The organism is Roseivirga sp., from assembly GCF_965216855.1.
GTDB lineage: Bacteria > Bacteroidota > Bacteroidia > Cytophagales > Cyclobacteriaceae > Roseivirga.
In genome coordinates this window covers 928,505-950,960 of the sequence record NZ_OZ244204.1, presented here as the reverse complement: position 1 = coordinate 950,960, position 22,456 = coordinate 928,505, and the positions used below count along the sequence as shown (strand labels likewise).

25 protein-coding genes and 1 tRNA gene are annotated in these 22,456 nt (G+C 43.2%); 7 read left to right on the top strand and 19 right to left on the bottom strand.

The genetic code is table 11. From position 1 onward, the window contains the following. Positions 1 to 82: 82 nt before the first annotated feature. Positions 83 to 156: transfer RNA gene (locus ACOOEY_RS04190), tRNA-Ile, on the bottom strand. A gap of 74 nt (positions 157 to 230) precedes the next feature. Here ACOOEY_RS04190 and ACOOEY_RS04185 point away from each other — a divergent pair. Beyond that, positions 231 to 854, top strand: coding sequence for an HAD family hydrolase (locus tag ACOOEY_RS04185; protein ID WP_420387418.1), 624 nt, complete (start codon positions 231 to 233; stop codon positions 852 to 854). 241 nt (positions 855 to 1,095) lie between these two features. Here the strand turns inward: ACOOEY_RS04185 and ACOOEY_RS04180 are convergent, their stop codons facing one another. The 5 genes from ACOOEY_RS04180 to ACOOEY_RS04160 form a co-directional block, all read right to left on the bottom strand. Beyond that, the gene (locus ACOOEY_RS04180; protein ID WP_420387417.1) at positions 1,096 to 1,398 is read right to left on the bottom strand and encodes a rhodanese-like domain-containing protein; all 303 of its coding nucleotides are present in this window, start codon (positions 1,396 to 1,398) and stop codon (positions 1,096 to 1,098) included. 2 nt (positions 1,399 to 1,400) lie between these two features. Further along, positions 1,401 to 3,257: a T9SS type A sorting domain-containing protein gene (locus ACOOEY_RS04175; RefSeq protein ID WP_420387416.1), complete on the bottom strand. Its 1,857-nt coding sequence runs from the start codon at positions 3,255 to 3,257 to the stop codon at positions 1,401 to 1,403. Position 3,258: 1 nt separating this feature from the next. Then, entirely contained in the window at positions 3,259 to 4,050 is a 792-nt protein-coding gene (locus ACOOEY_RS04170) for a PASTA domain-containing protein (RefSeq protein WP_420387415.1), read from the bottom strand. Positions 4,051 to 4,217: 167 nt separating this feature from the next. Further along, complete coding sequence (locus ACOOEY_RS04165) at positions 4,218 to 4,454, bottom strand: NifU family protein (RefSeq protein ID WP_420387414.1); 237 nt, start codon at positions 4,452 to 4,454, stop codon at positions 4,218 to 4,220. A gap of 3 nt (positions 4,455 to 4,457) precedes the next feature. Then, positions 4,458 to 5,552: an Mrp/NBP35 family ATP-binding protein gene (locus tag ACOOEY_RS04160; RefSeq protein WP_420387413.1), complete on the bottom strand. Its 1,095-nt coding sequence runs from the start codon at positions 5,550 to 5,552 to the stop codon at positions 4,458 to 4,460. Positions 5,553 to 5,685: 133 nt separating this feature from the next. Between ACOOEY_RS04160 and dnaG the strand changes: the two genes are divergently transcribed. From dnaG to surE, 4 genes are all read left to right on the top strand, one after another. Then, positions 5,686 to 7,599 carry a DNA primase gene (dnaG, locus tag ACOOEY_RS04155; protein WP_420387412.1) on the top strand — a complete coding sequence of 638 codons (1,914 nt, stop codon included), beginning with the start codon at positions 5,686 to 5,688 and terminating at the stop codon, positions 7,597 to 7,599. Positions 7,600 to 7,649: 50 nt separating this feature from the next. Continuing rightward, on the top strand, positions 7,650 to 8,795 hold the full coding sequence (gene ribB / locus ACOOEY_RS04150) for a 3,4-dihydroxy-2-butanone-4-phosphate synthase (RefSeq protein ID WP_420387411.1): 1,146 nt from the start codon (positions 7,650 to 7,652) through the stop codon (positions 8,793 to 8,795). A gap of 60 nt (positions 8,796 to 8,855) precedes the next feature. Then, positions 8,856 to 9,491 carry a hypothetical protein gene (locus tag ACOOEY_RS04145; protein WP_420387410.1) on the top strand — a complete coding sequence of 212 codons (636 nt, stop codon included), beginning with the start codon at positions 8,856 to 8,858 and terminating at the stop codon, positions 9,489 to 9,491. Positions 9,492 to 9,568: 77 nt separating this feature from the next. Beyond that, positions 9,569 to 10,345, top strand: coding sequence for a 5'/3'-nucleotidase SurE (gene surE / locus ACOOEY_RS04140; protein ID WP_420387409.1), 777 nt, complete (start codon positions 9,569 to 9,571; stop codon positions 10,343 to 10,345). 11 nt (positions 10,346 to 10,356) lie between these two features. Here the strand turns inward: surE and ACOOEY_RS04135 are convergent, their stop codons facing one another. The 13 genes from ACOOEY_RS04135 to folE all read right to left on the bottom strand — a co-directional run bounded on the left by ACOOEY_RS04135 (position 10,357) and on the right by folE (position 19,863). Then, a complete protein-coding gene (locus ACOOEY_RS04135) occupies positions 10,357 to 10,968 on the bottom strand; it encodes an MCP four helix bundle domain-containing protein (RefSeq protein WP_420387408.1) in 612 nt (203 codons plus the stop codon). Between the two features lie 11 nt (positions 10,969 to 10,979). After that, complete coding sequence (locus ACOOEY_RS04130; protein ID WP_420387407.1) at positions 10,980 to 11,399, bottom strand: VOC family protein; 420 nt, start codon at positions 11,397 to 11,399, stop codon at positions 10,980 to 10,982. Positions 11,400 to 11,521: 122 nt separating this feature from the next. Beyond that, positions 11,522 to 11,971 (bottom strand): GNAT family N-acetyltransferase, encoded by a 450-nt coding sequence (locus tag ACOOEY_RS04125; protein WP_420387406.1) that lies wholly within the window; start codon positions 11,969 to 11,971, stop codon positions 11,522 to 11,524. A 290-nt stretch (positions 11,972 to 12,261) separates the two neighbouring features. Next, positions 12,262 to 12,828, bottom strand: a complete 567-nt coding sequence (locus ACOOEY_RS04120; RefSeq protein ID WP_420387405.1) for a hypothetical protein — start codon at positions 12,826 to 12,828, stop codon at positions 12,262 to 12,264. A gap of 11 nt (positions 12,829 to 12,839) precedes the next feature. Continuing rightward, positions 12,840 to 13,196, bottom strand: coding sequence for a hypothetical protein (locus ACOOEY_RS04115; protein ID WP_420387404.1), 357 nt, complete (start codon positions 13,194 to 13,196; stop codon positions 12,840 to 12,842). Between the two features lie 255 nt (positions 13,197 to 13,451). Further along, on the bottom strand, positions 13,452 to 14,507 hold the full coding sequence (locus tag ACOOEY_RS04110) for a BF3164 family lipoprotein (protein ID WP_420387403.1): 1,056 nt from the start codon (positions 14,505 to 14,507) through the stop codon (positions 13,452 to 13,454). 176 nt (positions 14,508 to 14,683) lie between these two features. After that, positions 14,684 to 15,412, bottom strand: coding sequence for a VIT1/CCC1 transporter family protein (locus ACOOEY_RS04105; RefSeq protein ID WP_420387402.1), 729 nt, complete (start codon positions 15,410 to 15,412; stop codon positions 14,684 to 14,686). A 70-nt stretch (positions 15,413 to 15,482) separates the two neighbouring features. Beyond that, positions 15,483 to 15,707, bottom strand: coding sequence for a hypothetical protein (locus ACOOEY_RS04100; protein ID WP_420387401.1), 225 nt, complete (start codon positions 15,705 to 15,707; stop codon positions 15,483 to 15,485). Positions 15,708 to 16,284: 577 nt separating this feature from the next. After that, positions 16,285 to 16,812, bottom strand: a complete 528-nt coding sequence (locus tag ACOOEY_RS04095; RefSeq protein ID WP_420387400.1) for a hypothetical protein — start codon at positions 16,810 to 16,812, stop codon at positions 16,285 to 16,287. Further along, positions 16,812 to 17,057, bottom strand: coding sequence for a membrane protein insertion efficiency factor YidD (gene yidD / locus ACOOEY_RS04090; RefSeq protein WP_420387399.1), 246 nt, complete (start codon positions 17,055 to 17,057; stop codon positions 16,812 to 16,814). The genes ACOOEY_RS04095 and yidD overlap by 1 nt, the downstream gene beginning before the upstream one ends. A gap of 77 nt (positions 17,058 to 17,134) precedes the next feature. Beyond that, complete coding sequence (gene dcd, locus ACOOEY_RS04085) at positions 17,135 to 17,659, bottom strand: dCTP deaminase (protein WP_420387398.1); 525 nt, start codon at positions 17,657 to 17,659, stop codon at positions 17,135 to 17,137. A 3-nt stretch (positions 17,660 to 17,662) separates the two neighbouring features. Further along, positions 17,663 to 19,174, bottom strand: coding sequence for a cysteine--tRNA ligase (gene cysS / locus ACOOEY_RS04080; RefSeq protein WP_420387397.1), 1,512 nt, complete (start codon positions 19,172 to 19,174; stop codon positions 17,663 to 17,665). Next, positions 19,171 to 19,863 (bottom strand): GTP cyclohydrolase I FolE, encoded by a 693-nt coding sequence (gene folE, locus ACOOEY_RS04075; protein ID WP_420387396.1) that lies wholly within the window; start codon positions 19,861 to 19,863, stop codon positions 19,171 to 19,173. The genes cysS and folE overlap by 4 nt, the downstream gene beginning before the upstream one ends. A gap of 202 nt (positions 19,864 to 20,065) precedes the next feature. On the opposite strand from folE, the gene ACOOEY_RS04070 reads away from it, so the two are divergent. Both ACOOEY_RS04070 and ACOOEY_RS04065 read left to right on the top strand, forming a co-directional pair. Beyond that, a complete protein-coding gene (locus ACOOEY_RS04070; protein ID WP_420387395.1) occupies positions 20,066 to 20,647 on the top strand; it encodes a hypothetical protein in 582 nt (193 codons plus the stop codon). A gap of 28 nt (positions 20,648 to 20,675) precedes the next feature. Continuing rightward, positions 20,676 to 22,064 carry a cation:proton antiporter gene (locus tag ACOOEY_RS04065; protein WP_420387394.1) on the top strand — a complete coding sequence of 463 codons (1,389 nt, stop codon included), beginning with the start codon at positions 20,676 to 20,678 and terminating at the stop codon, positions 22,062 to 22,064. Positions 22,065 to 22,456: the final 392 nt, after the last annotated feature.

Genomic DNA, 22,456 nt, shown 5'->3' with positions numbered 1-22,456 from the left:
TGAATTTCAGAAAAACGCGCAGAAAACGTGCAAATACGGCATAAAAAAAGACAGTCACTCTCGTAACTGTCTAATTATCAAGTGGGCCCACCTGGGCTCGAACCAGGGACTTTCTGATTATGAGTCAGATACTCTAACCAACTGAGTTATAGGCCCTATCCAAAGTCTAATGAAAGCCTTTGAAAATTGGAGTGCAATGTTACATATTTGGGCTTAATTAAACAAAGCCGATGCCCAGAGAAATATCAAATATCTCATACATCATTTTCGACCTTGGGGGAGTGATTATCGATCTCGATCCTGAAGCCACCTATAAGGCCTTTGCTGAAATCTCCAGTCACCCGTTGAGTATCGTAACGGAATTGGCTGCTTCGGCAGAATTCTTTAAAAAGTATGAGCGTGGAGAAATCGATGATCCTACTTTCAGGGCCCATATCCGGGAAGAACTTAAATATACAGGACCTGAGGAATTGATTGATGAGGCATGGAATGCCATGTTGGGACCTATTGCCAAAGAGCGCTTTGAGAAGCTGGAAGCCCTGGCTGATGATTTCGATTTATTCGTGATGAGTAATACCAATGAGATTCACGTCAGGAGGTTTCTGGATATTGCCCGCTATACTTCTCCCCAAAAGAGATTTCATGATTACTTCAAGCAAGTGTATCTGTCGCAAGAAGTAGGGGCCAGAAAGCCTGAACCTCAGGCCTGGCAGGTTATTCTGAATGATCATCAATTGACAGCAGGTGAGGGGCTCTTCATAGATGACAATGCATCGAACATTGAAGCCGCATCAGCTCTGGGCTTGCAGGTCTATCATAACCAGCAAGTCAATGACTGGATGAAACTCTTTTAGAAGGCTTTTGGCTTTAAAGATTCTGATTTCTGAAATCATAGATCAAAAATCTAACCTCGTAATTTTCAAACCTGACGAATTACCTTTCGCTAAGACTACAGGTATAAAGGATAAGGTTAAATCGTAAATCAAAAATCTAACCTCGTAATTTTTATACCTGACAAATTACCTTTCGCTAAGACTACAGGTATAAAGGATAAGGCTAAATCGTAAATCAAAAATCTAACCTCGCAAATCCCCATTAGTATCCGGCTTCGCGGAAGGCTTCAATTCCACCAGACATATTGATGACACTGTTAAAGCCTTGCTGTTTCAGGTACATCTGAGCCTGAGAAGCTCTGTTGCCTGACTTGCAGTGAATCACGATTTCCTGCTCCTTTAGTTCGGCCAGTTCATCAAGTTTATTAGGGATTTCAGCGAGTGGAATGTTCTGGGCACCGATGTTGTCTTCTTCATATTCCCAAACTTCGCGCACATCGATAAAGCAGAAGTCTTCTCCCTTTTCCAATCTGTTTTTGACCTCTTCAACAGTGATCATTTCCATTTCTATTGTTTTAAGATGATTCGTTTGATCCTTACTTTTCCTCCTTGCGTAAGGCGCAGCAAATATATCCCTTTTTTGTTGATGCCCAGATCAATTGTGTAGCCATTAGTGACCTTGCTGAGCTGATAGGAAGCTTCCTGTCCCCAGTTGTCGTATATGGCCAGGTCATCCAGTTCTCCTTCTATGAAAACAAGTCCTTCCGTAGGGTTGGGATAAAGCCGAATGTCAGGGGCTTCACCTGAAGCTTCTCCCTGTTCTTCAGCTATTCCCTTGTCGAATCGGGGACGCATTAGAAAACTACCCTGCACAAATTCATTGGGTCGCCATTGTCCGCTGACGTTGTAGTACATCATATCACCAGAATCATAGTTTTTGTCAAGTCCAACAGCCAGAAACTCATTAGTGGCCTGTTGGAAACCTATATAGAATGTGTCTTGGACGAACACAGGTTCTTCCAGCAAATAAGACCTTAATTCACCAACAGTTGAAGGACGTAAAACACTGTAGGAGTCCTGAAACAGGATGGATTCCGGTTGATTATCCAGCTTGCTCCATACATAAAGTTCAATGGGTTCCCCGGCTTGCTGCACAAAAGGAAAATTGATTTCAATATGAGTAAGGAGTGCTCTTTCTTCTACATGAAAAGTATAGGCCAGCTGACCACCGCTTTGGTTGATGCCCGCAGCAAAGTCAGGCTCACCATCGTCATAGGCCAGGTAGTCGTCCAGAACAGTCAACACTCTGACGGTGTCATTCAAGCGATAGTCGATATTGGTATTGAAGGTAGTATCGACTCCGGGGTTAATGTCTTCAATAAAGAAATTGTCACCGGAGCGAATGTAATAGGTGGTTTCAAGCCAGAGCGAATCGGCTAATGCATTCAGGTTACCGGGGTTTAGTGCCGGAGAAGTAAACGTTCGTCTTTCAAAAGCACCCGGCAGAGGGTTGGCAACGGTATTGTCATTGAGTGTTTCGATGTCTTCATTTTCCACCAGGTCTTTAACCCTGGCTGTGTATTGTACTGGCTGAAAGGAAGAGTTCAGGTTAACAAATTCGACTGTCGTGGTTTGCAGGTAAGTATCAGGATTGGCGAAGAATTGCTCTGTGGGCATGGCAGAATAGGGGCCTGTGAGGAAAGTAGGTTTTCGGGTCAGTGCCCTGTCCTGATAAGCTGTGTCATCGGCATATCTCGAGTCATTCATATAAATGTAGTCTACCAGCCAGGTATCGAAAGCACCTGCCAATCGGGAATAGGACTGAAACTTAAACTGAAATGCGTCTGAGAAAAAGCGGCTATTCACCTGAATGTTTTCCTGAAAGAACTCACCGGTTTGCAGGTCAATTCCTCCGGTAGTGGACCAGACAGTTTCCCATTGACCAGATTGATTTCTGAACTCGAGAGTGATGCTATCTTCTTCGTCTGGTAATTCTCCATTGCCGGTGACCTGCCAGAAAAAGGAAAGGAAGACAGAGTCTGCCTGATCGGGAGGTAGGGTTGCCAGATTAATGGGGTGAGAGACCAAACTATCGGTTTTTCCATTAATGAGGCTGCTGGCATTATAGGGTGCTCCACTGGCATCGACACCATCGAATATAGCTACATTGATTGATGGGGCCTGGACACCTGTTCCATTACTGATGCGCACCTGATCACCACTGAGCCACAAGCTGGGCGAAGGAGTGGTGCCGGCTGTTGAGAAATCGTCCCAGAAAGGCAGAGAAAGTACCGCCTGGCTTTGATGGTTACTGTAGACTGGTGTCGCATTGGGATGTTTATTGGGAAGCGGACGTTCGATAATCTGTCCGTGAGTCATCACGGAAACTATCATGAGCCCTATGATCCATCCCAGTCTGTTCAAATTACTGTTGGTTAGGTTCAGGGTCTTCTTCCGGAGTCTGCCTGCTATTGATCCAGACTTCAATGAGATCACCTGTTCTGATCATGGCACCAACAGGAGGTAGCTGTTTGTACACTCTGTTAGGCGGCACGGTGTCGTTAAGAATGAAGTTTACCTCATCCAGCTTTAAGCCTGAAGCCTCAATCTGGAACTGTACTTCTTCATAAGTTTTACCCAGGAAGTCAGGTGTAGGGAATCGTCTGATGCCTTCTCCGTTACCAATAATCAGGTCGATAGTTGACCCCTTGTAAATGAGAGTTCCTGTGTTGATGTCTTCACCATTTAGTTTTTGGGAGATGACAGCATTGATTCTTCTGTCTGGTACATAGCTGATCTCACCCAGTTTCAAGCCATTGCTTTGTAATATGTCTTCGGCATTATCCTTATCTGTATTGATCAGATTAGGCATGCGTACCTGTGGAGGTACATTGGCGTTGAGGGTCAGGTAGATTTTACGGTCTTCTTTTACTTTAGCTCCTCCCTTAGGGTTTTGACTAAGGATTACTTCAGGATCGTAATCTTCAGAGAAACCTGAGTCGACAGATACCTCATAGCGCAGGTTGCGATTGGTCAGGAATTCATCAATGTCTTCAAATGACTTACCTACCAGATCAGGTACCGTAATGGTTTCATTATGATTGGTGGTAGAGGGCAGATAGACATAAAAAAAGAAAAGCAGGGCAATTATTCCAATGCCTGCCATAATTCCGATGTTCTTAAGAAAGCTTAAAATACTGAAGGGCTTTTTGCTCATTTTCAAAGTTTAGAACGGACGAAATGCTATTTCATTTTATCCGATGCCGGCTTAATGGCAACAAAGATAACCAATAAGTGAAAGTGTCAAATTCCACGGGTCAATTGAGTGGTAAGAAACAAAAAAGGCGCTTGAAAAAGCGCCTTGATTCATGATCTTTTTTCTGTTCAGGCCTCAGCCACATTTACTGCAACTACTCCGGTAATTTCCGGAATATCTCGCTTGATGGCTTCTTCAATACCTGCTTTCATGGTCATATGCGACATGGGGCAGGATTCACAAGCACCCTCTAACTCCAACCTCACCACGAGGTCTTCTGTTACTTCGAGCACTTTTACATTTCCTCCGTCAGCAATCAGAAAAGGTCTGATTTTTTCTAGTGCTGCCTCTACTCTTTCAAGCATATCTTAAACGTTAATTTCTACTTTCCTGGTCTCAGCCTTTTCAGCATTTCTAATGGCAATCTGCTGAGCCACAGTTTCGGCCACTTTGCCAAAGGCCTGACCGGTTATATCATCCTGCATGATGGCAGGGTATCCAACATCTCCACCTTCTCTAATGCCTTGTACCAATGGAATCTCTCCAATGAAAGGCACATCGTGCTTCTCTGCCAGTTTACGTCCTCCACCTCTTCCGAAGATATAGTACTTATTGTCAGGCAGTTCTTCCGGTGTAAAGTAAGCCATATTTTCAATCACTCCAAGCACAGGTACGTTGATTTGAGCCTGCTGGAACATGTTCAGTCCCTTCTGAGCATCGGCAATGGCTACTTTTTGAGGAGTGGTTACCAATACAGCGCCTGTTACCGGTACAGTTTGTACCAAAGTCAGGTGAATATCACTGGTGCCCGGAGGCAGATCAATGAACAGGTAGTCTAACTCACCCCACTCCGTATCGGCAATGAACTGCTTGAGTGCACTGCTGGCCATAGGTCCTCGCCAAACCACTGCGTTTTCTGCAGGTGTAAGCAAACCAATGGAAATCAGTTTTACTCCGTACTGCTGCACAGGGATGATCAGGTTTCTGTCACCTTCTTTTTTGATACCGGGCTGCTCATGCTCACAGTTGAACATGGTAGGCATTGAAGGGCCGAAAATATCAGCATCAATCACACCCACTTTAGCACCTTGTTTGGCCAGAGCTACTGCGAGGTTAGCAGTTACGGTAGATTTACCAACACCACCTTTACCTGAAGCCACAGCAATAATATTCTTAACACCAGGCAAAAGAGGGGTATTGTCGCGGGTAGTGGTCACATGAGAGCTCATGTTCACCTTCACTTCAATCTCTTCGCCAATGTGTTTGGCAATAGCTTCTTCACAATCTTTTCTGATCAATTCTTTGAGCGGACAAGCCGGAGTGGTGAGCATTACAGTGAAAGCCAGTTGGTTTCCATCAATCACTATGTCCTGAATCATGTTCAACGTAACCAGGTCTTTTTTAATATCCGGATCCTGCACATGACGTAATGCTGCCAATACCGTTTCTTTACTCAATGCCATCTTCTCAAATTTGGGTGCAAATTAAAGGCTTTCGCCCGACATTCTATAGAAACATTTGTGCTTAAGAATAGTTCAGGATTCACCATTCCTCTTATGTAGTAATTGATCATTACTCATATATTTGAAATCCCGTATGGCCATTAGTGATTCAACAATTCAGGAGATCAAAAATCGCATCGACATTGTCGAGGTCATCAGCGATTTTGTGAGCCTTAAAAAAGTAGGAAGCAACTATAGAGGGCTTAGCCCTTTCACTAATGAGAAGACCCCTTCTTTTTATGTTTCTCCCAGCAAGGAGATTTTCAAGTGCTTTAGCTCAGGCAAGGGGGGGGATGCCATTTCCTTCGTTATGGAAGTCGAGGGTATCAACTATATCGAAGCGCTCAAATACCTGGCATCCAAATATGGAATAGAAGTACAGGAAGAGGAGCGCACCGATGAGCAGATTCAGGCGCAGAATGAAAGAGACAGCCTCTTCATTATGCTCAATTTTGCCAATGAGTTCTTTAAAGAACAGCTTTTCAAATCTGATGAAGGGCGCTCCATTGGCCTGAGTTATTTTAAGGAAAGAGGTTTCAATGAACAAACCATACAGACTTTCCAGTTGGGGTACTCGCTCGATCAATGGGATGCTCTATTAAAGGCTGCTAAAAGCAAGGGGCATTCTGAAGATATGCTGGAAAAGGCTGGTCTGATTCTAAGGCAGGAAAATAAAACCTACGACCGATTCAGAGGTCGGGTGATGTTTCCTATCCAGAACGTAGCCGGAAAAGTAATTGCCTTTGGAGCCAGAACGCTTCGCAGTGATAAGAAGCAACCTAAATACATTAACTCACCTGAGACTGAGGTCTACCACAAGAGTAATATTCTTTATGGTATTCATCAGGCCAGGCAGGCTATTCGCAATGAAGACCAGTGTTTTCTGGTGGAAGGTTATACCGATGTAATCTCTATGCATCAGGCTGGTGTACACAATGTGGTGGCTTCCAGCGGAACCAGTTTAACCAAAGAGCAGATACAGCTCATCAGTCGATATACCAAGAACATCACCGTGTTGTATGATGGTGATAGTGCCGGTATCAAAGCCTCATTCCGTGGGATAGATATGATTCTGGAGCATGACCTGGATGTGCATGCCGTGGTGTTCCCCGATGGGGAAGATCCGGATAGCTTTTCCCGAACCATGACTTCTGATGCTTTCAGAGAGTACATCGAAAGCAATGCCCGCGACTTCATTACCTTCAAAACCGATATCCTGACGGATGGAGGCAAGCAAACCGATCCGGTCAAGAAGGTGCAGGTAATCAGAGATATCATTGAAAGTATTTCCCTGATTCCCGATGGCATCAAAAGGTCGGTCTATGTTTCTGCCTGTGCCAATCTGCTGGATGTAGAAGAGCAGGTTTTACTAAGTGAGTTGAACAAGCTCATTATTCAGAAACAGCGCAAGAGTCGACAGCCGGAGGCAGAAGTACCGGAAGAACCCATCTTACCTCAGCAAGAGGAGCAGAGGAAACCCGATATCAGTTCGCTGGCCTATCCGGCCGAGAGTGAATGCTTACGACTGGTGGTGAACTATGGCAATGAGCTTTTCGATGAAGAGCTAAGTATTGCTGAGTTTATTCTGGGTGAAACAGAATCTATCAACTTTGAAAACAAGTTGATTGAAGAAACCCTCAGCCATGCTGCCAGGCTGGTGAATGAGGGAAGGAAACTGGAACCCGATCAATTTATAGGACCGGAAAACCCAACCATGAGTCAGTTGGTTATCGACTTGCTGGAAATGAAATATTTCGTAAGCGAAGGATGGGAAAAGAAACATCGCATCAGTACCATTCATGAGTCGGAAGATTTGCCGAATGCTGCTTATACGGCTATTCTAAGATTGAAAAGAAAGAAACTGGAGTCGCTCATTATGCAGAATGAGGAGACGCTGAAGAAATCGAAAAATGAAGATGAGCAGGATGAACTCATGCGAATGCACAAGCATTTAAAGGAGATGCTCAAAGAGATCAATGACGAATTGGGAACAGTGATCTCATCCTGATTTTTTACCCTTGTTGAACTTTATACCTTTGCAGGGCTTTTAGAAGAGATATGGCGGAAGAATTTAAGCTGAATACCATTGAAGAGGCAATTGAGGCCATCAGAAATGGTGAAGTAATTATAGTAGTAGACGATGAGAACAGAGAGAATGAAGGCGACTTCATTTGCGCTGCCGATAAGGTGACACCTGAGATCATCAACTTTATGGCAACACATGGTCGTGGACTGATCTGCGCGGCAGTAATAGAAGACCGATGTGACGAGCTGGGGCTCAACCTGATGGTTGATAATAACTCAGCGGCCTATGAAACCCCATTTACGGTATCGGTCGATCTGATTGGCCATGGGTGTACGACAGGTATTTCCGCCTCCGATCGGGCTAAAACCGTCAAGGCTTTGGTAGACCCGGAGACCAGACCTGAGGAATTAGGTAAGCCCGGTCATATCTTCCCCCTAAGGGCTAAAAGAGGAGGGGTGCTCAGAAGAACGGGACATACAGAAGCTGCCATGGACTTATCCAGACTGGCTGGCCTGAATCCTGCCGGAGTACTGGTGGAAATTATGAATGAAGATGGTACCATGGCCCGTTTACCGGACCTGGTGAAGGTAGCTGAGAGGTTCAATCTCAAACTGGTTTCCATCGAAGATCTGATTTCTTACCGCCTGGAGAATGAAAGCCTTATCGAAAGAGACATGGGAATTGACCTGCCTACCGAGTATGGCGACTTCCATTTACAAGCCTATAAACAAATAAACACCAACGAGATGCACCTGGCTGTGGTAAAGGGTGAATGGGAACCTGATGAGCCGGTATTGGTACGGGTACATTCGTCCAGTACGCTGGGCGACATTTTCGGATTTAAGTTCGACTCAGGTAATCCGATCAAACATGCGCTGCGTATGATAGAAGAGGAAGGTAAAGGCATTGTACTTTACATGAATCAGAATTCCCGCGGACAAAGGTTGGTTCAGGAGATGCGTATGCTGCAAAAAACAGGTATTACCGACCAGCCTTTAAGCAGAAAGTTTGGTGTGAAGATGGACGTGAAGGATTACGGTGTGGGAGCACAGATTTTGCGTGATCTGGGGGTTTCCAAAATCAAGCTGATTTCCAATAACCCACAGAAAAGGGTAGGGTTGATTGGCTATGGATTGGAAATTATCGATTACGTGGAAATGAAAATCACGGATCGTTAAAATTTAACTGAAACATTCGCGGGAGATAACGTTTTATAGAGTATGAAGTATAGTCTCTCAATGCTCCTTGTGATTTTTCTTGGGCTGCAGGCTACAGCGCAGGAATTTCCGGAACACCAGTTCCACCGAGGAGAAGTAATGCTGAATGACGGCTCGGTGTACGCTGGTCAGATCAAGTATGACCTGGACGCTGATGTGATATTCTTTCAGTCAGAAAAAGTCAAGGGTATTTCCACCTATAATGCCAATCAGTTTAAGTCTTTCAGAATACTGCCACTTCAGGCTAAGAAAGCAAGAGTCTTTTATACCCTGCCTTATCGGAATGAGGCCGGATATCGCAGGCCCAAAATCTTCGAAGCTATTTATGAAGATAAAGTGTCACTGGTAGGTCGTGAATACATTGTGGTGAAGTCCAGACCTATTAGCAATGGATTTTACAGAAGAAGCTTGTACGACCCGTTTTACGACCCCAGAGGAAATTTCTATACCAGCCGTTACCTGGCTTATAACCTTTATATAGTCGATCAGGAAGGCGGAATATCTCTATTGGGCAAGAACCGAAGAGAAGTGCTCCGGTCTTTTAATGATCATCAGAGTGAGCTCAAGAAATTCATGAAAAAGGAAAAGCTCCGCATGGAAAAACTGGAAGACATTACCAGGCTGGTAGAGTACTACAACGGTCTTGAGAATCTCTGATTAAATAAATCCTCCATTTCGGGAAAACTTGTTTCCCAGGCATCGGACAAATAAAACAGATGCAATATCTTTGAGGTATGTCGAAGCCTTTAATTCTAGTATCCAACGATGATGGTATAGTGTCTAACGGAATCCGTGTTTTAGCGGAAGTCATGTCTGAGATTGGGGAGGTGATAGTAGTCGCTCCTGACAGCCCACAATCAGGCATGGGGCATGCGATTACCATTGGAGAACCATTGAGACTGATTCCTTCCGATTTGTTCGAAGACCTGGGAATAAAGGCCTATAAGTGTTCCGGCACCCCTGCTGATTGTGTGAAACTTGCTAAACACCATGTCTTAAAAGATAAGAATCCAGACCTGGTGGTAAGTGGAATCAATCATGGTAGTAACCTGGCGGTGAGCGTGCTCTACTCAGGTACCATGTCAGCTGCCATTGAAGGGGCTATTGAAGGCTATCCTTCAGTTGGGTACTCCCTGGCCGATTTCTCTCATGACGCTGACTTTTCCCATACCAGAGAGTATGTGAAGAAAATCGCAGAAGAGGTATTGAGTAAAGGCCTTTCCAAAGGAGTAGCACTCAATGTGAATTTTCCTCCTAAGCAGAACGAGAGAATTCAGGGTATAAAAATCTGCCGACAGGCCAAGGCACATTGGGAGGAGGAATTCGATCATCGCAAAGACCCATACGGCCGCCCTTATTTCTGGTTAGCTGGCAATTTTGTAAATAATGATAAGGGCGAAGATACAGACGTATGGGCAGTAGACCACAACTATGTATCCGTTGTGCCTTGCCAGTATGACCTTACTGCCCACCACAGTATAGCCCAGATCAATGATGACTGGGACATCTAACCTTTTTCAGTCTAGTTGAGATTATGTTTCTCAATGGGCTTTGGTTTCAAAGTCCTGGAAGAGAATATCAAAGCCTGAATGATGAGGCCTAATAGAATCACCATTGCGATTTCGAACTGGGAAGAGGTGAGGCTTCCTAAAATCAGGCTCTCGGATTTGTTCCAAAGAGAGGCCCCTTCATCCATCTGGATGTTAGAGAGAGCATTGAGGTGTTCAATGGCCTCCTGATTCATGGCTGCCTTCCCCGTACTTAGTGACTGGCTATCGAACCGGGCTAAGGTAGCTTTAAGCGCATTGAAGTGCTCAGTTTCTTCCTGTGTCAGGTAGGTATTGGCATAAAGTGTTAAGAGCTGCTCTCTTTCAGCTCTCAATGAAGAGAGTTCACCTTCCATATGTGGTACAGAGTTACCCAGAAGACAGTCGTTTTGCAGTTGCAGGTTATTGTAAAGCTTAAAAATGTAGCTTTCAACCAATAACCTGTCCTGATAAATGGATGTGATGGATTTCTCCAAGGCCTTGTACCTTTTTCTCTCAGCGATATTATTGAAGATGATCAAAACCATAATGACTGCCAAAACACTGGCAGCCGTCATTTTCTGCTTTATTCCATAGGTCCATTTCATAGGGCAAGGGCTTAACTGTTCAACAAGGTTTCTATATCCAGCTTCTTCATTTTCATAAAAGCTGCCTGGACGCCTGCAGCCCTGTCGGGGTCAGACATGAGTTGGCCTAATACGGATGGGATGACTTGCCATGATAGGCCAAAGCGATCGACCAGCCAGCCGCAACGGCCTTCTTCACCACCCTCGCTCAGCTTTTCCCAATAGTGGTCAATTTCCTTTTGGGTTTCGCACTCCACAACCAGAGATACTGCAGGGCTTAACTGGTAGGAGGGGCCGCCATTCATGGCCATGTATTTTTGACCATTGAGTTCAAAGAGGGCCATGAAGCCATTGCCTCCCAGATTTTTGGAGTGCTCAAATAGGCTACAATAGAACTCAGCAGCGTCAAGTGCTTGATTTTCATACCAAAGACAGGTGTATGGAGCTTTCATGAAAAAATGTATTTGCTTATTGAATGTAAGCAAAACTGTATACAAAGCCTCTGGTTTGGGATGGTAATTCCCTGAACGGACACTTTAAAGCGGGCGCTAAAAACTGACGTTTAGATAAATATCTAAATCAGTAAATCGAGCTGCATGTTTTTGTGCTGACTAAAGCCGAGGCTTTCATAGAGTCTTCTTGCCCGATGATTGTCTGGTGTGACTTCCAACTGAATGGCAACAGAATTGCCAAATTTGCTGTTGGCCAGGTGTCTGATAAAGGCTGAGCCTATGCCTCGTGAACGGAACTCTTCTTTGATGTACAGTTCATCAATGTTGAGCAGGTTACCTCCAAACTCATTGCTCCAGAAGTTGATGAGAATGGCGTAGCCTACAATAATATTCTCGCTTTCAATCACCATAATGTTACCACGTCCGGGCTCATTACCCAGTGTTTCCAGTGTTCTCTGAATCTTCTCATCCGTCATAGGCTTATCGCTGGGATCTTCGATGTAGAGCCTATGCATTAGTTGCGCAACTTCTTTTTGGTCGGCTGGTTGAATCAGTCTGAAATTTGTCTTCATGGCCATCAATTAGAGGTGCAAATTTGGATAGAAACTAAGCTTAAACCTACAGAATCATTTGGCAGAAACTTCCTTTTGTAAGCTGTATTACCATTGCTGTTCACTCTTGTTTAGGTGGCATCTGGGAAAGGAAGCATAGCTTTATTGAGGCACTACACAATCCTCCTCGTTTCAAACGAGGAGGAGGAAGAAGTGTCATAGTAGAAAAGGAGGTATAGCATTATAGAAGCACTACATAATCATCCTCGTTTAAAACGAGGATGAGAAGAGACATTACTTTTGGGTAGTGACTAATGACTGGCCTGATAATATTCCAGTGCCTTCATGTAGTTTAAGGCACCCTGTTTGGTTTGGTCGTGCAAAAAGCCGTTCAGCTCAGGGTGATTGGCATTGATCCAGGAGAGTAAATCTTTACGAGTGTTCGTCCAGGTCACCTCATCGAACACGATATAATCAGTAATCTGTACGCTCTGTATTTTATCACCTTCAAACTGTACTACCTCATCTGTAATGATTGGCTTTTTGTTAAGGAAGAGTATTCTGGGTCCGGCTTTGGAAACATGCATTTTCACAGTTCCATCCTCAGCTTCTTCAATTTCAAGAATCTCATACTTCGGTTGAAAGATAGAATCCCACTGAAACAGGTGATAGTATTCTTCTCTGGAAAAATGGCTTTCGTAGACAATCTCTTTGAGTCGAACGCTATCCTGGAATTTTGACACGATTCCTTCGAAATCAAAGCTGTTAAGCGCGCTGACATAATCCTTAACCATTTGCACCTTATCTACCTCTTTCTCCTTGGGCTGGCAGGAGAAGGTCATTGACAAAATGATTAGTGCGAGTGTAAGGTTTTTCATCTCTTTTGAGTTTAGGAGCGTGCTTTGCGTTGGGTCATTCCTGTGATCAACAGGGACAGGCCTCCAAAGAAAGGCCCGTAGACAATCAGAAAGCTGTCACCCATGTTAATCAGACCGGTATAAGTGCCAACGGTAATGCCCGCACCCACGAGTGTGAGGATTAGTCCGGCTATTACCAACTCTGAAGCCTTTCCGTTATTGGTTTTCTTAAAGGCATTGGTTTGCAGGCTACTGTCAATTACTCTCACTATGGCTCTGATATCTTCTTCAGGCACTTTGCCATCCAGTTCTTTTCTGATCTGATCTATCTCAAAGTCTGGTTGTCGGGCTTGCTCCAGGTAATGATCGATAAGTTTGGCTCGGCTCATGGTATGAATGCTTTCATTGAAATCGGAAATTGATTAAAAAGTATGGAATAATCAATGGCAATCTAAAGCTTCGTAGAAGCGCTACTTAATGATCCTCCTCAGAAATCCGGGTGATGGAATAAGTCTGTTGGTAGTGCCGAAGCCAATAAATGAGTATAATCAGCGATTCGGCAGAGAAAACCATAAAAGAAGTTGGGTGTTAACCCTTATACCAAAAAATGTCAATTAAGGCTGATAAAACAGGTTCTGAGTGTCTCAGGGAATAATGTATTTTACAATCAGTGCTGGTTCTTCATTGACAAATCCGTATAGCTCTTTACCACTGGCGCTAATCTCAAAAGCACTGATGTCCCGATCGAGCTTATAATGTGCCAATGGCTCACCAGACCAGTCGTATACATGCAGGTCGTTCGATTCAGATGCATTGGCACCATATTCAGACCTTGTACGTCCTGAAAGTAGTAAGTATACTGCCTGGTTGGTTACAGCTATATCGGTATATCCCAATCGGCTTTCCTGCTTAAAAGCCACACTAATGGAATTTCCACCTGATTCATTGACAAATTCCGGCTTCCATGAATTGAGGCGGGATTTGAGAACAGGTTCCATTGGGTTATTGATATCAATGATCTCAAAGTTGGCAGACTGGACCGTAGCCAATACTACCTTTTTGCCTGACGGGCTGGCCAGAATATTTCCCTGGAAAGCCATCGCCAGAGAGGCATAGCTCATGTCATTATATTCATCCTCATACGGGTAATCCAAATATGTCTTTATGGTATCTCCTTCTGAGTTTAATAGTGCATATCGGTTTTTAAAAATCCCATAGGCCAGATAACTATTGGTATGTGTTTTTACTGCTCTTTGCACATTAAAGTCCATCTTGTTGATTATTTTTTCAGGCTTATGGCTATTCGATAGAATATGCTGCCTGGGCAGGGAATAAATGTCAAATCGATTCTTATCGAAAATTAACAGGTTGTCTTGATTTTGAGGATCGACCTGAACATAGGCTGGAAATCTGATTTCTCCCGGACCATTGCCTTTCTTACCAAATGGAGCAATGTATCGGGTGTTCTTGATATCAATAATCTGAAAAACATAGTCTTTTGAAGGGCTGGATAGGATAAGCAGTGAGTCAACAAGTGTCATGTTAAATACTCTGCTGACACTGTCTAAGTTGATGTTCAATACTTCAGATGAAAGCATTGTGGGCTGACTCTGTAATGGACTATCGGGTTTAGAATGTTTTTGGGGTGAAGAGCAGGCCAGGACAGAACATAGCAAAAGGAATGGGAGTGTGTTTTTCATTTTAACTAAGGTAGTAGTTTATGTCAGCAATATATAACCTGGCCCTATTTTAAAATGACATAATGGTTATGTGTTATGGTCATTTCCTCCTCCTCAGAAATCCGGGTGATGGAAAGAAAGTGTAGGTGAAGATGAATTAACCTTGTTAAGTAGGTGAGGTATGCTTTTTCAGACCATTACATATTCACTCCAAACAGGTAACCTACTGCTCCTGACAGCCCCATCGCCAAGGTGCCCCAGACAACTATTCTGAAGATAGCTTTTTGAATACTTGAGCCACCCGTTTTGGCTGCCACAGCTCCTAAAATGATCAATGAAATAATAGTGAATCCATAAAGGAAGTAAGCCATATTATCCAGTGGGGCAAAAAGCGTAACGAGGAGGGGTAGGAGTCCACCTCCGGTAAAGGCTGCTCCTGATGCGAAGGCAGCTTGTAGAGGTTTGGCCTGACTGATTTCGTTAATGCCCAATTCATCTCGGATATGAGTCCCCAAGGCATCTGCGGCAGTCAGCTCTTTGGCTACCTGCATGGCTGTTTCTTTTTTGAGACCTCTGCCTTCATAGATCTGGGCCAGGATTTTGAGTTCAGCTTCCGGCATGTCTTTGAGTTCCTGCCTTTCACGTTCGATATCTGCTTTTTCTATATCCGTTTGAGAACTGACGGAGACATATTCGCCTGCTGCCATGGAGAGTGCACCCGCCACAAGACCAGCTACAGCAGCCAGCAGGACTGATTCTCTGGCCGTACCAGCTGTGGCAATGCCAATGGCTAAGCTGGAAATGGATATGATACCATCGTTAGCACCCAAAACGGCAGCTCTTAACCAATTACTTCGATGGATATAGTGACTTTCGAGGTAGTTGTCTATGGTGAGTTCGGTATGGTTTGCTTTGGAATTATCCATGGTGCCATGTCTTGGTATTGAAGTTGATTAAAAGATTAATCATTAGCAAGCCGCAATGTAGGGGACAGATTTAGTTGTAACTGACTCCTTTTCCGGAATAGACTTCTTCAACATTACCTTGATCGTCAAAAACGAAATAAAATATAGTAGAGGCTCCTTGCCAGGTTGTATTGGGCTTGTACGAAGTACAAAATGACATCAATTCCGCAGCCAGGCCGTTTTTGTGTAAATCAGAAAAGAATACTACATAACCACTTTCACCAAAGTTTACCAGAGATGAAAGTGTAGATTTCATTTCATTGAAGCTTTTGGGTCTATAGTCTGCCCAGAAGTGGTTAAGTGAGTCTTTGATTTGAAGATTCACTGGACAGTTGTATATCCTCATTCTTAGGTCTCGCAGACAATCTTTGGAGATATTGTATTTCACGTTGACCATTGCCTCAAGAGGGAATGCGTGGTCGTTTCTTATAAACCGTTCAGCTATTTGTATTCCTGAAGGAACATCAGGTTTAGTTAGTCCTTTGGTTCTTGCTAAACAGTTTTTTTCGAATATACTATTATCCACTTTTTTTGAGTACACATAATCATTGAGGTATTCAATTGCTGATCTATAATATTCAGTTTCCTTATTTTGAGCACTCACTTTTAAGGTGGAAAAAATAATTAAAAGTGAGATGTAATAGAATAAGCCCCTCTTCATCCCTTTAAGGTATCAATTATATTAAACCGATTAAATGTTGCTTTCATTCTGATATCTATTGACTTTCATGATGTGAGAGCGATTGATACCTTCATTGTCAACCATCAATTGTCAGAAAACTTAACCTTTCACAGACCTCTTTTGATCAATTGTCTCGGTTGAAGACCTATGCCTAAAAATCTTGGTATTCGAATTTCTTTTGTGTCCTGTTCCAGTACCAGCGATCAATTATAGGTATTGGGATATATAATTGATATGTTTCATCCTTTGATGTATACTCAAATTTATTCAGAGGGTAAGTAGAAGGTAGTAGCTCCAAATCAATTACTAATTCTGAAAGAGTTTGAGGATAATTGCCGTGTTCAGATTTAAAATCCTCCAGAGACTGACTGATCATATCTCCTGCCATATTTCTATTTTGTTCATCCCAGTTCCATATTGGACGTTGAATCAAATACCCGATAAAAAGACCAAGCATAAGACCTATTAGAATGCTTTGCCACTTTGTTGTGGGTTTGTTTTTGATGTACTGGTAAACCACGAGGGGAGCTATTATCACTCCTAAAATGCCAAATAAATAAAGCAGGAATAAGATGGGTAATAGAAAGAGATCAATGCCCCAAATAAAAATGGATATAGAATAACAAGCAATTGTAAGAAATAGACCTACTAGTGCAGAAATCAATACCTGTTTTCTCATCAAAACCACTTCTGTCCATCTCTTTTAGGCACCGGATCATAACCATGACCTCCCCAGGGATGGCAGCGGCTAAAGCGTCTTAGTCCTAGCCACATGCCGCGCAATGGCCCCCATTCTTTAATGGCTTGTACGGTGTATGAAGAACAGGTAGGAGAGTAACGACAGTTAGCACCTAATAATGGAGAAATACCATATTGGTAAATCTTAATGGGGAAGGTGAATATGGCGATCAGTACTTTGCGCACAGAGCAATTTAGAAAATAATAGAAACTGGAAATCAGAAAACGGAAATCAATTGATGGGATTGCCTACTGATTTCTGCCTACTTCTTTTCAAAGTCTTTATATAGCATACTGGCCTGAATACCGGTGTTGTTTTGGTATTTGCCACTCTTATAGGTATCGTAATCTCCCTCAATGGTATGATAGAATATCTGGCAGATATCGACACCGGCATAGATTCGGATAGGCTGAACGCAGAAAATCTCCAATGTCCAGAAACCATTGAAGCCTACATCACCGAAACCAGCCGTTACGTGGATGAATAGCCCCAATCGACCGATCGAGCTTCGGCCTTCCAGCATGGGTACAAACTTGGAGGTTTCGGTCTTTTCTATGGTTCTGCCCAGGTAAAGTTTACCGGTTTCCAGCAGTAATCCTTCTTCAGGAATGATCAGCTTTTCTACAGGGTTAGGAGTCTTCATATCCAGTACCGGATTTGAATACACCATTAGCTCATTATGCAGCTTTAGGTTATAGCTGTTTGGGTTTAGCTGCGACTCATTGAAGGGTTCAATATTAATACCCTTGCCGATTTCGCGTTTAATTTCTCTTCCTGAAAGAATCATAGATTAATCTATCGTGTAGGACATTTCGCCCCCTTTTTCATCTTTTAATTGAATGCCTGCCGCTTTGAGGTCATCTCTGATTTTATCTGACAATGCATAGTTCTTGCTGAATTTGGCCTGCTTTCTCAGTTCAATCAGTACCTGCATAGCACCGTCTAGTTTTTTGCCATCCTGAGCCATTTCGGCTTCATTTCTCAGCCCCATAACATCGAAGATAATGCCTTTGAAGTGAGTGACGCTTTGTGCAAAAACTTCAGGGTCTATCATGGCTAATTCAGCTGGTTGCTGATAGAAAGTATTGATCTTGCTACTTAACTCGAACAAGCCGGCAATCGCTTTTGCGGTATTAAAGTCGTCACTCAGGTCTTTCATGGCCTGAGCGATGATGGTACTCAATTCAGCTGATTTTTCCTGGTCAATCTGACCTGTTCCTGGTTTGCCAAGCTTATCAATCAGGTTAACACTGGCCATCAGTCTTTTATAGCCTTTTTCAGCAGCCTGTAGTGCCTCATTAGAGAAATCCAGTGTGCTGGCATAGTGAGACATGAGCATGAAGAAGCGAACAGTCATTGCTGAATAGCCTCTTTCCAAAAGTTTGTGATCTCCGGTAAGCAGTTGCTCCGGAGTAAAACCATTGCCTTCAGACTTGGCCATTTTGCGACCATTAACTGTCAGCATGTTACCGTGAATCCAGTAATTGGCGCCACCGCTATGAGTGCAGCCTTTGTTCTGGGCAATTTCTGCCTCGTGGTGAGGAAACTTAAGGTCCATTCCACCACCATGGATATCGAACTTTTCGCCCAAATACTTGGTGCTCATCACGGAACACTCCAGGTGCCATCCTGGGAAACCAATACCCCAGGGTGATGGCCAACGCATCAGGTGTCCGCCATCAGCTTTTTTCCATAGGGCAAAGTCAAGCGGATCGTTTTTCTGATCCTGACCGGAGAGCTCTCTGGTGTTCGATAGCATTTCGTCAATGTTCCGGCCACTGAGCTCACCATACTGATGGTCTTGCCCATATTTACGCACATCGAAATAGACTGAACCGTCTTTCTCGTAGGCATATCCGTTGTCTATGATTTGTTTGATGAACTCAATTTGTTCAACAATATGACCTGTAGCCGTTGGCTCAATAGAAGGGGGAATGGCATTGAACAGGTGCATCACATCATGGAAACCATTGGTGTATTTCTGCACCACCTCCATAGGTTCCAGTTCTTCCAAACGGGCTTTCTTTGCAATTTTATCTTCTCCCTCATCGGCATCGCCAACCAGGTGACCTACATCCGTAATGTTTCTTACATATCTCACTTTATACCCCAGATACTTCAGGTACCTGAAAATGATATCGAAGGAAACGAAGGTTCTGACATTACCCAGGTGTACATCGCTGTAAACCGTAGGCCCGCAGACATACATGCCTACACGGCCTTCATGGATAGGTTTGAAAACTTCCTTTTCCTTATTGAGAGAATTGTAAATACTTACCGGATACTGGTCGTAAAGGCTCATTTCAACTTGTCGTTGATATAGGTCAAAAATTCTTTTTTGGTTGTTTCTTCATTGAACTGGCCACCAAACTCAACAGTCACTGTGCTTGACGACTGGTCTGAGGCCCCTCTTGAGCTCACGCACATGTGCTCTGCATCGATGTATACCGCCACATCTTCGGTGCCAAGGCTACGCTGCATCTCATTCAAAATCTGCAGGGCAAGTCTTTCCTGAACCTGAGGTCTGCGAGCATAGTAGTCGACAATTCTGTTCATCTTAGACAAACCAATTACCTTGTCTTTAGGAATGTAGGCTACATGGGCTTTTCCCACTATTGGCAGAAAGTGGTGTTCGCAGTTGCTATATAGAGTAATGTTCTTCTCTACCAGCATCTGACGATACTGATACTTGTTTTCAAAGGTAGACATGGAAGGTTTGTTCTTCTCATTGAGTCCTTTGAACAACTCATTTACATAAAGTTTGGCCACTCTTTTGGGAGTACCCTTCAGGCTATCATCTGTCAGATCTAAACCCAGGGTATGCATGATTTTCTCAAAGTATTCCTGGATTCGCTCTATTTTTTCGGCATCAGACAGTTCAAAAGCATCATCTCTAAGTGGAGTAGCTATCGAAGTCATTATATGATCGTTGCCCAACTCTTCAATTTCCTTCAAAATGTCTTCAGACAACTTATTCGACTTGTTTTCCATTCAATCTGTTTCTAATGTTAACACTTCTACTCGCCAACCGCGAAAAAGTTGGGCAAAAGTACGATTAATTCCTATGCTATTAAAATTGGTAATTAATAACTCTATTCAATCCAAAATGATTCGGTTAGGCTTTAAAAATCTCCGATGTATTTTATTCTCCGTCAGTATGAATTCGAAGCACAGTTATCCTTATTTTAGATGAATGGGAATTTTAGGCGAAAAACTAAGAGAGTACGCTGAGAAGCTCAAAAAGCGTGAAGATTTCTTTTTAAGCGATGTGAGACGGCATGAATATTTTGCTGAAAATCCACAGAATGATAATGAAGAAATCGTCCGGCAGAAGCTCAGTGTACTCAACCATCATGAAATACATGATCTGGCTTGTCATGAAGAAATGGTAAGGCATATTGTGGCGATGGACATTGACCCGGATTTGGAGCAGGACAATCTGGAGTTAGTGCCAAGGCTGGCAGCTTTTCACTACAAGGGTAAGGATTACAGGCTTTTGAGCTTTTCATCCGAATACTGTAACTCACACAAGCCCAATGTCTTCCCGATTTACAACCGAAAACATATAGGACTTTTAAAACAATATATGGAACATCACTCTTTATTGAAGAGCGATGAATCACTCGATGATTATTTTGTTTTTAAGCGCGGACTAGATCACTTATTGGACCGTTACCGTTTAAATGAACTTTTAAATTATTATGAGGTAAAGAAGCTTGACTGGTTATATTTGGACAAGCTTATGGCTGAAGTAGCCCACGAACTCAATCAGTAATTCCACTTTTTAAACATTACAGAACCGAATGAATGCATATAACCTGGTAATAGTACTCGCATGTGTAATTATTGCTTCACATGTATTCAATTATATCTCCAAGCGGACGAATATACCCAGTGTGATCTTGCTGATCCTGCTGGGCATTGGAGGAAAGTTTGCTATGGACTACTATGAGTTCAATCAGGATGGACTGATTTTCGGAACTCTCGAAGTGTTGGGGATTATCGGGCTGATTATGATTGTACTGGAGGCTGCCATAGACCTGAAGCTGAGTAAAGAAAAGTGGCCTATCATCTGGAAGTCCTTTTTGGTGGCCTTACTCTCGTTAGTGGTCTGTGCTTTTGGTATTTCATTCATTATCAACCAGTTTTTCAAAGAGGATCCGATTATTTCATTGGTCTATGCAGTGCCACTTTCAATTATGAGTAGTGCCATTGTAATTCCTTCTGTTACTCGCCTGGCGAAGGACAAAAAGGAGTTTATGATCTATGAGAGTACCTTTTCAGATATTCTGGGCATTATGTTCTTCTATTTCCTGGTTGAGAATGTTGGGGTTGAAAGTACCAATCAGGTGATCTACAGTGTGGTCGGAAACATCATTATCACTATCGTTATTTCAGTTGTAGTGAGTTATGGCTTGGTGATGCTTTTCCAAAGGCTGGTAGGTGATGTGAAGCTGTTTATGTTGATTGCCGTCTTGATATTGCTCTATGCAATAGGTAAGCAATTGCATCTTTCATCGCTGGTAATTATTCTCGTCTTTGGCTTATTACTCAACAACAATAACCTCTTCTTTGTCGGAAAGCTGAAACAGTACATCGATGAAAAAACAGTCAATTCCATTCTCAAGGACCTACACCTTGTGACACGAGAATCGGCCTTTGTAGTGAGAACTTTCTTCTTTGTTGTATTCGGTACCACCATTGATCTAAAAGCCTTATTGAATCTGGAGATATTTGCCGTAGGAGTGGGGATAGTCATATTCTTCTTCATTGTTCGCTTTATCTTCCTGAAAATGTTCTTCCTGAAGAAGTCAATCTTCCCTGAGTTTTTTATTACTCCAAGGGGATTGATTACGGTACTCTTATTCTTCTCCATTCCTGAAGAGTTGACCTCACTTACCTTTAATTCCGATATTATTTTGATCACGATTATTGTCACCAGTTTGGTGATGACCTGGGGACTGATCAAGTTTGGCAAGGAGGGTTTGGAAGAGGGAGCTCCGGCTCCAATGGAAGACTCCGGTCTTTCTTATTTCCTGCAACGGATGAGTAGCAATACTTCGGGGGCCAAAGAGGCTGCATTGGTGCAGCAGGTTGAAGAAGCTTTGGAAGACTCTCAAAAGGAGGATGAAGTGTCTACTCAGGAAGACGCTGAAGAGTCCGAAACAGAAGGAGAAAAACCTAAGGAGTAAGCAAATTCAGACTTAGACTTACTTTTCTTTTGGAGAATCAAAAGAAAAACCGACCAACCTGCCTTTGCCGAAGCAGCTACGCGCAGGCAGGCATCAAAACCATCGGAGCGGCAGGGTCACTCCACGAATCAGCTTCTGCCGATGGTCACAATCCCCACCCTCCATGTGACGAGGAAGTACATAAGCCAGGGTCAGGCGGTAGGGGAAGGATATGTGTTATTCCTACCTTAGGAGGGATCTTATACTCCATCCTAATTTTGTGCATATGATTTCTCAGTCGCACCTCCTTCGAAACACTTCAATGAGTCATGATGATCATGAAAGAAATACATTCCCAATTCATTTACCGCAAAATGCAATTTGGATAAGCTGGCTCAAGAGCTATGGGGATT

What these genes read in the sequence shown, in the direction of transcription:
- ACOOEY_RS04115 (WP_420387404.1), bottom strand. Translation starts at nt 13,196, where the DNA reads ATGAGCCGAGCCAAACTTATCGATCATTACCTGGAGCAAGCCCGACAA.
- dnaG (WP_420387412.1), top strand. Translation starts at nt 5,686, where the DNA reads ATGGCCATTAGTGATTCAACAATTCAGGAGATCAAAAATCGCATCGAC.
- ACOOEY_RS04125 (WP_420387406.1), bottom strand. Translation starts at nt 11,971, where the DNA reads ATGAAGACAAATTTCAGACTGATTCAACCAGCCGACCAAAAAGAAGTT.
- ACOOEY_RS04110 (WP_420387403.1), bottom strand. Translation starts at nt 14,507, where the DNA reads ATGAAAAACACACTCCCATTCCTTTTGCTATGTTCTGTCCTGGCCTGC.
- ACOOEY_RS04185 (WP_420387418.1), top strand. Translation starts at nt 231, where the DNA reads ATGCCCAGAGAAATATCAAATATCTCATACATCATTTTCGACCTTGGG.
- ACOOEY_RS04120 (WP_420387405.1), bottom strand. Translation starts at nt 12,828, where the DNA reads ATGAAAAACCTTACACTCGCACTAATCATTTTGTCAATGACCTTCTCC.
- ACOOEY_RS04165 (WP_420387414.1), bottom strand. Translation starts at nt 4,454, where the DNA reads ATGCTTGAAAGAGTAGAGGCAGCACTAGAAAAAATCAGACCTTTTCTG.
- dcd (WP_420387398.1), bottom strand. Translation starts at nt 17,659, where the DNA reads ATGATTCTTTCAGGAAGAGAAATTAAACGCGAAATCGGCAAGGGTATT.
- ACOOEY_RS04100 (WP_420387401.1), bottom strand. Translation starts at nt 15,707, where the DNA reads ATGAAATCTACACTTTCATCTCTGGTAAACTTTGGTGAAAGTGGTTAT.
- ACOOEY_RS04135 (WP_420387408.1), bottom strand. Translation starts at nt 10,968, where the DNA reads ATGAAATGGACCTATGGAATAAAGCAGAAAATGACGGCTGCCAGTGTT.
- ACOOEY_RS04105 (WP_420387402.1), bottom strand. Translation starts at nt 15,412, where the DNA reads ATGGATAATTCCAAAGCAAACCATACCGAACTCACCATAGACAACTAC.
- ACOOEY_RS04145 (WP_420387410.1), top strand. Translation starts at nt 8,856, where the DNA reads ATGCTCCTTGTGATTTTTCTTGGGCTGCAGGCTACAGCGCAGGAATTT.
- ACOOEY_RS04180 (WP_420387417.1), bottom strand. Translation starts at nt 1,398, where the DNA reads ATGGAAATGATCACTGTTGAAGAGGTCAAAAACAGATTGGAAAAGGGA.
- ACOOEY_RS04130 (WP_420387407.1), bottom strand. Translation starts at nt 11,399, where the DNA reads ATGAAAGCTCCATACACCTGTCTTTGGTATGAAAATCAAGCACTTGAC.
- ACOOEY_RS04160 (WP_420387413.1), bottom strand. Translation starts at nt 5,552, where the DNA reads ATGGCATTGAGTAAAGAAACGGTATTGGCAGCATTACGTCATGTGCAG.
- folE (WP_420387396.1), bottom strand. Translation starts at nt 19,863, where the DNA reads ATGGAAAACAAGTCGAATAAGTTGTCTGAAGACATTTTGAAGGAAATT.
- ACOOEY_RS04070 (WP_420387395.1), top strand. Translation starts at nt 20,066, where the DNA reads ATGGGAATTTTAGGCGAAAAACTAAGAGAGTACGCTGAGAAGCTCAAA.
- cysS (WP_420387397.1), bottom strand. Translation starts at nt 19,174, where the DNA reads ATGAGCCTTTACGACCAGTATCCGGTAAGTATTTACAATTCTCTCAAT.
- surE (WP_420387409.1), top strand. Translation starts at nt 9,569, where the DNA reads ATGTCGAAGCCTTTAATTCTAGTATCCAACGATGATGGTATAGTGTCT.
- ACOOEY_RS04095 (WP_420387400.1), bottom strand. Translation starts at nt 16,812, where the DNA reads ATGAGAAAACAGGTATTGATTTCTGCACTAGTAGGTCTATTTCTTACA.
- ACOOEY_RS04170 (WP_420387415.1), bottom strand. Translation starts at nt 4,050, where the DNA reads ATGAGCAAAAAGCCCTTCAGTATTTTAAGCTTTCTTAAGAACATCGGA.
- ribB (WP_420387411.1), top strand. Translation starts at nt 7,650, where the DNA reads ATGGCGGAAGAATTTAAGCTGAATACCATTGAAGAGGCAATTGAGGCC.
- ACOOEY_RS04065 (WP_420387394.1), top strand. Translation starts at nt 20,676, where the DNA reads ATGAATGCATATAACCTGGTAATAGTACTCGCATGTGTAATTATTGCT.